Raw genomic sequence first — 10,918 nt, 5'->3', positions numbered from 1 at the left:
TAGGCTTGAAGTGTAAAAAATCCCAGTGGATAGGTTGTTGCGAGCAGAAGCGCTTTGGCTAGCGGCTTGCCACGGTAATTCAACTTAACGAAGCCAAGTGCAACCGGGATAGATAAAACTGCAAACGAAACGGCAAAACGGTAGGTGAGCGTATCGAGTGGGCGCGCGAGATCAAGAGCTATTTTGGCAAACAAGAAAGAAAATCCAATGATTACTGCATTAAGTACGGCAAATATATAGGCAAGTTTGATTCCATTTCGGTTATTCATATTTCTCCCACTTCCTAACGGTTTTATGGTACTTTATTGGTAATGGTGCCGGCCGGCTGATGGTTACAAGCATAGACCGAATTCTTTCGCACTACAATCATTTTACCAACCAACTGTACCGGTACAATTAAATGGCAGGGGGAAATATTTATGCATAAATATTCTCATATTTTTAATGACATTGAACGGCAAATTGAGAATGGACATATACGATCCGGACAAAAGCTTCCCTCAATAAGGGAGCTGTCCATCACCTATTCTTGCAATAAGAGCACAGTCATTCGTGCCTATACGGAGCTTGAGAAGCGTCATCTCATTTACTCTATCCCCCAAAGCGGGTATTATGCGGTACAAAAGAAAACAGATGCCTTCCATCCAGCGGAACACTTGGTCTATGATTTCTCTTCAGGTGCTCCAGACCCAGAGTTGTTTCCTTATCTCGATTTTAAACATTGTATAAATAAAGCGATTGATACCTATAAGAACGACCTGTTCGTGTACGGAACTCCGCAAGGACTGCCATCTTTATTGAAGGTGTTAACTAAGCATTTGGCCAATTATCAGGTGTTCACGAATCCAAGCAACATACATGTTACATCCGGCGTGCAGCAAGCTTTATCCGTCTTGGCTTTGATGCCTTTTCCGAATGGAAAACGCGGGGTGTTGCTTGAACAACCGAGTTATTATTTGTTTATACGCCTTTTAGAAATTTATCAAATCCCTACTTTTGGCATTTCAAGAACAGCCAGCGGCATCGACCTAGATGAATTAGAGCGCTTGTTCCGTACTGAAGATATTAAGTTCTTCTATACGATGCCCCGCTTCCATAATCCTCTCGGTAGTTCTTATTCGGAACAAACGAAGAAAGCAATTGCCCAATTAGCCAAACGCTATGACGTCTACATCGTCGAAGACGATTATCTGGCTGACTTGGAGAACGATACGAAATCTGACCCCATCTTCGCTTATGCTTCAACCCATGTTGTTTATTTAAAAAGTTACTCGAAGATCTTGTTCCCAGGATTACGAGTTGGCGCAGCCGTTCTCCCTACAGACCTCACGCCCAATTTCAGCAACTACAAGAAATTGTCGGACATCGACAGCTCCATGCTCTCGCAAGCGGCATTAGAAATATATATTCAGAGTGGCATGTTTGAACGGCGCAAGCGTAAAATCAGAGATTCCTATTCGCGTAGATTGATGCAACTGAATAAATCTTTACTTGCAAACAGTGACACTGCCTACTTATCTCCATCTGAGGTGATTTCGGGTGTGTACACCCATATCATCATCCCAGCTCATCTGCACATTCCAACTCTGTTGGATAGATTGCGTAAAAAGCGTGTTACTCTGCAGAACCTCGAACATCATTACTTACCTGGTTTTGGTGCCGAGCATTTGTTAAGTCTTAGCGTAACGCAAGTATCCGAGGAACGGATCGAAGCCGGGGTACGACTTATTGCGGATGAGATCAAGCGGATGCTTGGGTGAAGCGGAGTTCCTTCGAATTTCGGAGACGAACAACTTCCTTTTCAAAGCAAAAGCCCTTCTGATTACTTTCATCAGAAGGGCTTTATTTTATTTGCACATTCATATGCTAGGAGATTCCGAAAAGAAGCAGGTCCCAAACAGAACCAAAATCCTGTTCAATCGTGTCTGCTGACCACTCTTTCGCATGTGCAGGATGATGAAAACGGGAAGTAGCGATAAAAATAGCTCTCGCAGCAACCACTGGTTCAGCGGTTTTGAACTCCTTGGATTTCATTCCTTCTTCGATAATGCGGGCAATTTGATCGATTAATTGATAGACGTGCGTATTTATCATTTCGACTGCATCTAATGTAACAGCCGCGTACATGGCAAACATTTCGGAATCATTAATTGCATAGGTCTTCTTCGTTTGGATCAAGGTTTCAAACCAGGTGCGCAAACGCTCTGTAGCACTGCCACTAGACTGGACGGCAATAGCTTCTAAGGGATCTAAAATGATTTTGTGCAGCCATCGCTCGGTTACCGCCTCTCTTAATGAGGCTTTACTTGCAAAGTGCCGATACAGTGTGCCGTGGCTAACTTGAAGTGCTCGAGCCACATCGACAACGGAAGTTTTGTCAGGTCCATAACGCCGAAGCACCTGTTCCGCCGCGTCTAATATGGCTTCCTTCGTTAATGGAAGATCATTGGACATATTGGGCCCCCTCTCTAGTCATTCAATCATACCATAACAGGTATCAAAAACAAAATGACAATATCGTTATTTTGTTTTATGTTTCACTCTTATGGAAGGTTTCCAAACTGCTGACATAAAAATAGATTATATATGTAATGTTATCTAACATATATTTAATAAACTTCTATTATTTCATGACTCTGTCAGATCTTTGGAAATAAACCATAGCTTTAAAAAAACGTAGAATAATAGAGTAAACAATCGAATTTCGTATGTAATATATAGTTGTTATCGCTTTCTAGGAGTTTGATTAATTTGTCAGTTTATCTAACACCATATAAGATTATCTTGTCTTACATACCAACATCATTCACGGGAGGTAATATTTCATGACATTGGAACGAAGTAAAAAAGTTTTCAAGCGTGTCCTTTTCTCTTTACTCACCATCACTATGTTGGGAAGCGGTTCTTCACTAGCTTTCGCAGCGGAGGCTCCAACTGCACCGGCTAGCTTTCCGATTCCTGCTCTTTCGGACTCATTCAAGCAATCGTCACTATCCAACGTGATCGTCATCGGAACTGGCGGTACTCTAGCCGGCAAAGCAGAAGATAGCACAAGCTTTCAGAACTATAAAGCAGGTACATATCTAATTGAAGATTTGGTGAAACAACTGCCGGGTAAACAGAAAATCGCCGATGTGACAACCTACCAATTCGGCAATAAAGGATCAGGCGGTTACACGATTGCTGATCTGTACGATCTTTCTCTAGCAGTCGATCAAGCGCTTCAGGTTTACGACAGTGCCGTAGTTACAACTGGAACCGATACCATGGAAGAGATCGCCTACTTCCTTGACCTGACTGTTCGCAGCGATAAGCCAGTCGTCATCACCGGCGCTATGCGACCATGGGACGTCATCGGTACCGATGCCCCAGCCAACCTGTACAATGCCATCAAGTTGGCAGGCAGCGGCAAGACCAAAGGGTTTGGCACTGTGCTGATGCTAAACGATGTTATTCATGCTGCTAGAGAGGTAACGAAGACCAACGCGCAACGCTTGGACACCTTCGAGACACCAATGCTTGGCGCACTGGGCTACATTGACGAGAGTAATATCCGCATCTACCGCGCTCCTGCCCGAGCAGTGAAAGCTGGTACAAAAGATTGGGCTACGCCTTTTGATTTGAAGACGATCACGAAAGACAAACTGCCTGCCGTAGAAATCGTCTACAGCTATCAAGAAGCAGGCGGTGGAGCGATTAAAGGCCTGGTTGCTGATGGTGCCAAAGGGATTGTAACAGCTGGAACTGGCGCAGGCGGTATTTCTGCCAAAATGAGTGCAGCCCGTACTGAAGCAATCAAACAAGGCGTACTTTTCGTTACAACGACGAGAACGGGTTCAGGTACGATGTATCCAGCAACTACGGATGGCATCATTGCCGGCGACAACCTCAATGCGCAGCACGCTCGTCTTATGCTTTTGCTTTCACTGGCATTCTCTAATGATCAAGCCAAGATCAAAGACTGGTTCGCTAACTACGGTACACAGGATGTCAAAATCGATGCGCAGCTCCCTGCTGCTCCTTAAGGCCTCCAAGACCACAGAAGAGATGCCAGTATCGGCCATCCACATAACAAGGAGGTAAACCATTCATGACATGGACTCAGCAAAGCCAAATTCGTCGTATCAAAAGGCTGTTCGCTCTTCCCCTTATCGTGTCTTTGTTAGGCACCATGCTGGCATTTGGAGGAGTGGCAGCAACCGCCTTCGCAGAAGAAGCTGCTCCCAAACCTGCCAGTTTTCCGATACCCGCCCTTTCCGATACGTTTAAACAATCACCGCTTTCGAACGTGATTGTTATCGGGACTGGCGGTACCTTAGCGGGCAAAGCTGAGGATAGTACGAGCTTTCAAAACTATAAAGCGGGCACGTATTTAATTGAAGACCTCGTCAAGCAACTGCCAGGCAAGCAAAAAATCGCCGATGTGACAACTTACCAATTCGGCAACAAAGGCTCTGGCGGCTACTCCATCGCAGATCTGTACGATCTTTCTCTAGCCGTCGATCAAGCGCTTGAGGTTTACGACAGCGCAGTTGTTACGACGGGTACGGACACTATGGAGGAAATCGCATATTTCCTCGATCTGACCGTGAGAAGTCCGAAACCCGTTGTTGTAACCGGCGCTATGCGTCCTTGGGACGTAATCGGAACCGACGCACCGGCCAACTTGTACAACGCTATCAAGCTTGCCGGAAGCGGCAAGACCAAATGGTATGGCACTGTGATCATGCTGAACGACGTCATCCAAGCGGCCAGAGAAGTTACCAAAACGAACGCACAACGGTTGGATACATTTGCGACTCCGATGCTGGGCTCACTTGGGTATATCGACGAGAATAATATTCGTATGTATCGCTTGAATGGACGCGCCATGAAAGCTGGCAAGGCTGATTGGGCAACCCCGTTCGATTTAAAGTCCATCACCAAGGATAAACTGCCGACTGTTGAAATTGTTTATAGCTACCAAGAAGCAAGCAGCGGAGCCATTAACGGCTTCGTTGCAGACGGTGCCAAAGGGATTGTTACTGCCGGTACAGGCGCAGGCGGTATTTCTGCCAAAATGAGTGCAGCCCGTGCAGAAGCTATTAAAAAAGGTGTCGTCTTCGTTACAACAACAAGAACGGGTTCAGGCACAATGTATCTGGGAACGACGGATGGCATCTTTGCCGGTGACAACCTGAATGCACAGCATGCCCGCCTTATGCTTCTTCTTTCATTGGCATTCTCGAGTGATTACGACACGATCAAAGGCTGGTTTGCGACATACGGTACTCAGAGTATTGGTGTGGATCCGTCCGATATCTCGAAACATTGGGCAGAAGTAACCATCGTGAAAGCGATCAAAGACGGCATCGTCTCGGGCTACCCGGACACTTCGTTTAAACCGAACAAGAATGTTACTCGCGCAGAATTTGCAGTCATGCTGATGAATGGTCTGAAGCCGGCTGGCGAAGGGGCGAAGCTAGCCTTTGCCGATGAGAAAGAGATTGGTAGTTGGGCTAAGAACGCCGTTGCGCAAGCTGTCAAAGCAGGCTTCATCCAAGGCTACGACGATGGCACATTCCGACCAAATGAACCGATTACCCGCACGGAAATGGCGTCCATGATTGCAGGTGCGATGAATCTGAAAGCTGATCCTTCTGCAGCTACAGGATTTACCGACGATCAAGACATCCCTTCATGGGGCAAAGGCGCTGTCTTTGCACTTAAGCAAGCAGGTGTCGTTAGCGGCAGTGAAAACAACCAATATGTTCCGAGCGGCTCTACAACAAGAGCTGAAGCTGTAACGGTCATTATTAACATGCTGAACAAGAAATAATATCTAAGCATTGATAACCCCTCTTGTATGGTTTTTACATACAGGAGGGGTTTTTAGTTTCTAGGTCATCAGTCGTTTGACTAGTTCTCGATTGCGCTTTTTAAAGACTTCATTGTGTGAAGACACCATGGCCGCCTTATTAGCATCCGGCTGGATATATTGCTTTGCTTTATTTACAGCGTTTGCAGCGTCTTGGAATGCACCAGCAATTAAATGCAGCTTCCCATCGTGGTGGAGTATATCTCCAGCCGCATATAGTCCATCTATCGAAGATTCACTAGCCGCAGTACCAGCGATGTAATAGTTATCTGCAATCGCAATCTTTATTTCACTATTTTTAAGTAGTGTTGTATCACGTTCATAACCATGATTAATAATCACTTCATCAATGGGCAAATACGATACCACACCTGTTTCATGGTTCGTAAGTTCGACATGTTCAATGACTTCATGATTACTACTAGCAACTAGTTTGGTAATCGACGTATAGAAGAAACAAACAACGGTACTCTCCATGAGTCTGCTTTACTTGTGCTTCGTGACCTGTTAAAGCCTCTTTTCGATAGGTTAAATAAACGTTTTTGGCGATAGGCTCTAGTTCATTTGCCCAATCAATTGCAGAATTGCCCCCACCAGAAATGATCACCGTTTTGTTTTTGAAATGCTGCAAGGACTTCACGGTATAGTTCAAATTCGACACTTCATATCTCTCTGCGCCTTCAATCTCCAGTCTTTGCGGATTCAATATTCCCCCTCCAACAGCAACGATAACTGTTTTCGAGTAATGCTTTTGACCAGAAGCAGCTTGTAAGACAAAAATTCCCTCTTCATTACGTTTGATCGATTCTACCTTCTCATTCAACACGACTTCCGGTTGAAACGTTAATCCTTGCTCTACAAGATTTTCAATAAGCTTGGCTCCTGGAATTGGCGTGTGTCCTCCCACATCCCAAATCATTTTCTCCGGATAGATATGTATTTTCCCACCTAGCTGAGATTGGTACTCAATGAGCTTCGTCTTCATTTCTCTAAGTCCACTATAAAAAGTGGAGTAAAGCCCTGCTGGCCCTCCTCCAATGACAGTCACATCATACAATTCCTGGTCTTCCATTTCCCAATCACTCCTCAGTCTTCAAGCGTAAATGATTATCATTCTCAATTAAATATACGTCTATTCTTCTCTTTTGACAACAAAAAAAGTTATTGACAAATAAAATAGTTCGCATTATTGTGTGTATTGTAATGAAATTGATAATCATTATCAGTTAATGGGTAGTACCTATTTTGAAATAAATGGAGGTTATCTCATGGTTCGCCTGTATACAGATCAGTTAAACATTGGTTATGGTGAACGTTTAATTGTGAAGAATCTAAGTGTAGAGATTCCAGACAAGAAAATCACCACCATTATCGGAGCGAATGGCTGTGGAAAGTCTACCCTCTTGAAAGCAGCGACGCGGATTATTGCCCATCAATCGGGTTCAATCATTCTAGACGGCGAACATATTGCCAAGGAAAACACAAAGATACTCGCTAGAAAAATGGCAATCCTTCCACAAGCGCCCGAGAGTGCAAGTGGTTTAACCGTCGGTGAGTTAGTATCCTATGGACGCTTTCCTTATCAAACGGGCTTTGGGCGATTATCGAAAAAGGACTATGAAGTGATAGACTGGGCGCTTGAAGTTACAGGTACCCTTGACTTTAAGTTCCGTCCTGTAGATGCACTATCCGGTGGACAACGCCAACGTGTTTGGATTGCCATGGCGCTTGCGCAAGAAACGGAGATTATCTTCCTAGACGAACCGACCACCTATTTAGATTTGGCACATCAATTAGAGGTTTTAGAGCTTCTGCAGAAGCTAAATAGGGAACAGGAACGCACGATCGTCATGGTTCTCCATGATTTAAATCAAGCTGCTCGTTTTGCCGACTATATCATCGCTCTTAAAGATGGTGAAATCGTGAAAGCCGGCACTTGCGAAGAAGTGATGAACCATAATGTGCTCAAGAAAGTATTTCATATTGATGCTGAAATCGGGCGAGATCCTCGAACAAATAAGCCTATGTGCGTTACCTACAATTTAGTAAAGGGAGATAACCAATATGAACAAACAGCTCATTCCGTTTCTGCTCTTCATCTCATTAGCTCTTAGTGCTTGCAGCAGCCAGACAACCCAAACAGAGAAGAACGCAGCGAAAGCTGAAAACAAACCAACAACCATGACCTACCAATCTGAAAATGGACCTATCGAAGTTCCGGCCAATCCACAACGCGTCGTTGTCCTTTCTTCTTTTGCAGGAAATGTAATGGCTCTAAAAGTTAATCTTGTTGGTGTCGATTCATGGTCTAAAATGAACCCGCGCTTCGAAACAACATTGAAAGCTGCGCAAGAAGTTTCCGATGAAAGCCTAGAAAAATTAATTGAATTAAAACCGGATTTAATCATTGGTCTATCTAGTGTTAAGAACGTGGATAAATTGAAGCAAATTGCCCCTACAGTAACGTATACATACGGAAAGGTAGATTATTTAACCCAGCACTTAGAAATCGGCAAGCTTTTAAATAAAGAAAAAGAAGCGCAAGCTTGGATTACTGACTTTAAAAAACGGGCGCAGAAAGCCGGAGAAGACATTAAAGCGAAAGTAGGTGCGGACAAAACGATTTCTGTTGTTGAGAATTTCGACAAACAGCTTTACGTCTTCGGCAATAACTGGGGTCGTGGCACCGAGATTCTTTACCAAGAAATGAAGCTAGAAATGCCTAAAAAAGTCAAAGAAATGGCTCTAAAAGCCGGTTACTATGCCTTGTCTTTGGAAGTACTTCCAGAGTATGCAGGTGACTATGTCATCTTCAGTAAGAACCCAGACACCGATAATTCATTCCAACAAACCGATACCTACAAAAACATGCCAGCGGTTAAAAATAAACAACTATTTGAAGTCAATGCGAAAGAGTTCTATTTCAATGATCCACTAACTTTAGAATATCAACTCGATTTCTTTGTTAAAAACTTAGGTAGTAAATGATTACAGAACAACAACGGTTCATCCCTTTCGTTTATAAACTGATTGCTGGAATCGGCGTCTTTGTGGGTATGTTTATGGTTTCTATGGCATTCGGGGCCGCAGATGTTACCGTCAAAGATGTCTGGCTGGCCCTCACTTCTCATGCTGCTGGTGATAAAATTTCAATCATCCGGGAAATCCGTCTACCGCGGGAAATTGCGGGGATTTTTGTTGGAGCCGCGCTGGCAGTATCCGGTGCCATCATGCAAGGGATGACCAGAAACCCGCTTGCTGATCCAGGGTTGCTTGGCTTGACCGCTGGAGCAAACGCGGCACTTGCGTTTACGATTGCTTTTATCCCTACTGCCAATTACTTTGGGATTACGATTGCTTGTTTTATCGGAGCCGCTGTAGGCGCAAGCATCGTCTTCGGTATTGGCGCAATGAAAAAAGGCGGCTTCTCTCCTCTTCGAATTGTATTAGCCGGAGCTGCTGTATCAGCGTTCCTATATGCGATCTCGGAGGGTATCGGTATTTATTTTAAAATTTCAAAGGATGTGTCCATGTGGACGGCAGGAGGGTTGATCGGCACTTCATGGGGCCAACTCCAAGTCATTGCGCCATTTATTACGATCGGTACACTGATTGCACTGTTCCTCTCCAGGCAGCTTACCATTCTGAGTTTAAGTGAAGAAGTCGCTGTTGGATTAGGACAGAAGACGACACAAATCAAAACCGTGCTTTTTATCATCATCATCTTACTCGCGGGTGCCTCTGTTGCGCTTGTTGGGAATATGGCGTTCATTGGTTTAATGATTCCTCATATTGTTCGCGCCATTGTTGGAACCGATTATCGTTTCATTTTGCCAATGTCAGCAATTATAGGGGCCGTATTTATGCTTTTTGCGGATACCCTTGGACGTACGATCAATTCTCCCTATGAAACATCAGTGGCGGCCATTGTGGCGATGATGGGTTTGCCCTTCTTCTTGTTCATCATACGTAAAGGAGGAAAGGCATTCTCATGATTCATCCTCCCGCATTAATAAAAAAACAACGGCTGCTAATATATGGTTCACTTGCACTTATTACGATGACGATCGTTCTCGGGATGGGAATGGGGTACTCCTCTATATCCTATGATAGGCTGATTCCCACTCTTCTCGGTCAAGGCACATTCAAAGAAGAGTTTGTTTTATTTTCGATTCGATTACCACGCATGGTCATTACACTATTAGCTGGCATGGCACTTGCCTTATCCGGTGCTATTTTACAAGGAATCACACGAAATGATCTAGCTGACCCGGGCATTGTTGGCATTAATTCTGGGGCTGGTGTTGCTATTGCTGTATTCTTTTTATTTTTCCCTATCCAGGCAGGATCATTTGTTTATCTGCTCCCACTTGTCGCTTTTATTGGTGCTTTAATTACGGCATGCTTCATCTATCTGCTTTCGTATAACCGCACCGTCGGCCTTCAGCCCATCAGATTGGTGCTAATTGGAGTCGGGTTTTCAATGGCGCTCTCCGGGGCCATGATTGTCATTATTTCATCTGCTGATCGGGCCAAAGTCGATTTTATCGCAAAATGGTTAGCCGGAAGCATCTGGGGTTCTGACTGGCCTTTCGTTTGGGCAATTCTTCCTTGGTTAGCCATTCTCATTCCTTTTACGCTATATAAAGCAAATCGTTTAAATCTCCTTGGACTAGGCGAACCTGTAGCCATCGGTGTAGGTGTATCCGTTGAAAAGGAACGTATTGTCTTACTTTTAACTGCGGTTGCCCTTGCCGCTTCGGCCGTTTCGGTCACGGGTGGAATTGCCTTCATTGGACTCATGGCTCCGCACATGGCCAAAGCTTTGGTAGGACCTAGAAATCAATTGTTTATTCCAGTCGCCGTTCTGATTGGTGGATGGTTACTAGTAACGGCAGACACCATTGGTCGAAATGTGATTGAGCCTGATGGTATTCCCGCCGGCATTATGGTCGCTTTAATTGGGGCGCCGTATTTTATGTATTTATTATTGAAAAAATAAGCGTATATATGACAAAAAAACTGAGCTCCATGAATAATGAGTTCAGTTTTTTACTGTAT

At 44.4% G+C, this 10,918-nt stretch carries 9 protein-coding genes and 1 pseudogene (1 of these 10 only partly in view); 7 read left to right on the top strand and 3 right to left on the bottom strand.

Annotation, left to right across the window (positions count from 1 at the left end; genetic code table 11):
* Positions 1-269 carry the 5' portion of a DMT family transporter gene (locus tag ACBP55_RS06635; RefSeq protein ID WP_464650616.1) on the bottom strand. It extends 682 nt beyond the left edge of the window, so only the first 269 of its 951 coding nucleotides appear in the window; it begins with the start codon at positions 267-269; its stop codon lies off the left edge, out of view.
* A gap of 150 nt (positions 270-419) precedes the next feature.
* Here ACBP55_RS06635 and ACBP55_RS06630 point away from each other — a divergent pair, with 150 nt between their 5' ends.
* Positions 420-1,760, top strand: a complete 1,341-nt coding sequence (locus tag ACBP55_RS06630; RefSeq protein WP_464650615.1) for an aminotransferase-like domain-containing protein — start codon at positions 420-422, stop codon at positions 1,758-1,760.
* 106 nt (positions 1,761-1,866) lie between these two features.
* On the opposite strand, the gene ACBP55_RS06625 is transcribed toward ACBP55_RS06630, so the two are convergent.
* The gene (locus ACBP55_RS06625; protein ID WP_464650614.1) at positions 1,867-2,454 is read right to left on the bottom strand and encodes a TetR/AcrR family transcriptional regulator; all 588 of its coding nucleotides are present in this window, start codon (positions 2,452-2,454) and stop codon (positions 1,867-1,869) included.
* A gap of 371 nt (positions 2,455-2,825) precedes the next feature.
* On the opposite strand from ACBP55_RS06625, the gene ACBP55_RS06620 reads away from it, so the two are divergent.
* Together ACBP55_RS06620 and ACBP55_RS06615 are read left to right on the top strand one after the other, a co-directional pair.
* A complete protein-coding gene (locus ACBP55_RS06620) occupies positions 2,826-4,025 on the top strand; it encodes an asparaginase (protein WP_464650613.1) in 1,200 nt (399 codons plus the stop codon).
* Positions 4,026-4,090: 65 nt separating this feature from the next.
* On the top strand, positions 4,091-5,818 hold the full coding sequence (locus ACBP55_RS06615; RefSeq protein ID WP_464650612.1) for an asparaginase domain-containing protein: 1,728 nt from the start codon (positions 4,091-4,093) through the stop codon (positions 5,816-5,818).
* A gap of 60 nt (positions 5,819-5,878) precedes the next feature.
* On the opposite strand, the pseudogene ACBP55_RS06610 reads toward ACBP55_RS06615, so the two are convergent.
* Positions 5,879-6,929 (bottom strand): annotated as a pseudogene (locus tag ACBP55_RS06610) (NAD(P)/FAD-dependent oxidoreductase).
* A gap of 196 nt (positions 6,930-7,125) precedes the next feature.
* Here ACBP55_RS06610 and ACBP55_RS06605 point away from each other — a divergent pair.
* From ACBP55_RS06605 to ACBP55_RS06590, 4 genes are read left to right on the top strand one after another with little or no spacing between them, the layout of a single operon-like run.
* Complete coding sequence (locus tag ACBP55_RS06605; RefSeq protein WP_464650611.1) at positions 7,126-7,971, top strand: ABC transporter ATP-binding protein; 846 nt, start codon at positions 7,126-7,128, stop codon at positions 7,969-7,971.
* Positions 7,922-8,845 (top strand): iron-hydroxamate ABC transporter substrate-binding protein, encoded by a 924-nt coding sequence (locus ACBP55_RS06600; RefSeq protein ID WP_464650610.1) that lies wholly within the window; start codon positions 7,922-7,924, stop codon positions 8,843-8,845. Before ACBP55_RS06605 ends, ACBP55_RS06600 begins: the two co-directional genes overlap by 50 nt.
* Positions 8,842-9,852, top strand: coding sequence for a FecCD family ABC transporter permease (locus ACBP55_RS06595; protein WP_464650609.1), 1,011 nt, complete (start codon positions 8,842-8,844; stop codon positions 9,850-9,852). Before ACBP55_RS06600 ends, ACBP55_RS06595 begins: the two co-directional genes overlap by 4 nt.
* Positions 9,849-10,859 carry a FecCD family ABC transporter permease gene (locus ACBP55_RS06590; RefSeq protein ID WP_464650608.1) on the top strand — a complete coding sequence of 337 codons (1,011 nt, stop codon included), beginning with the start codon at positions 9,849-9,851 and terminating at the stop codon, positions 10,857-10,859. Before ACBP55_RS06595 ends, ACBP55_RS06590 begins: the two co-directional genes overlap by 4 nt.
* Positions 10,860-10,918: the final 59 nt, after the last annotated feature.

The organism is Paenibacillus sp. WG02 (assembly GCF_055396115.1).
Note: the sequence above shows the minus strand (reverse complement) of the source record. Positions and strands in the feature narration are given on the sequence as shown.

Excerpts from the sequence above, each read along its gene's own strand:
- ACBP55_RS06630 (WP_464650615.1), top strand. The coding sequence starts at position 420 with ATGCATAAATATTCTCATATTTTTAATGACATTGAACGGCAAATTGAG.
- ACBP55_RS06625 (WP_464650614.1), bottom strand. The coding sequence starts at position 2,454 with ATGTCCAATGATCTTCCATTAACGAAGGAAGCCATATTAGACGCGGCG.
- ACBP55_RS06620 (WP_464650613.1), top strand. The coding sequence starts at position 2,826 with ATGACATTGGAACGAAGTAAAAAAGTTTTCAAGCGTGTCCTTTTCTCT.
- ACBP55_RS06615 (WP_464650612.1), top strand. The coding sequence starts at position 4,091 with ATGACATGGACTCAGCAAAGCCAAATTCGTCGTATCAAAAGGCTGTTC.
- ACBP55_RS06605 (WP_464650611.1), top strand. The coding sequence starts at position 7,126 with ATGGTTCGCCTGTATACAGATCAGTTAAACATTGGTTATGGTGAACGT.
- ACBP55_RS06600 (WP_464650610.1), top strand. The coding sequence starts at position 7,922 with ATGAACAAACAGCTCATTCCGTTTCTGCTCTTCATCTCATTAGCTCTT.
- ACBP55_RS06595 (WP_464650609.1), top strand. The coding sequence starts at position 8,842 with ATGATTACAGAACAACAACGGTTCATCCCTTTCGTTTATAAACTGATT.
- ACBP55_RS06590 (WP_464650608.1), top strand. The coding sequence starts at position 9,849 with ATGATTCATCCTCCCGCATTAATAAAAAAACAACGGCTGCTAATATAT.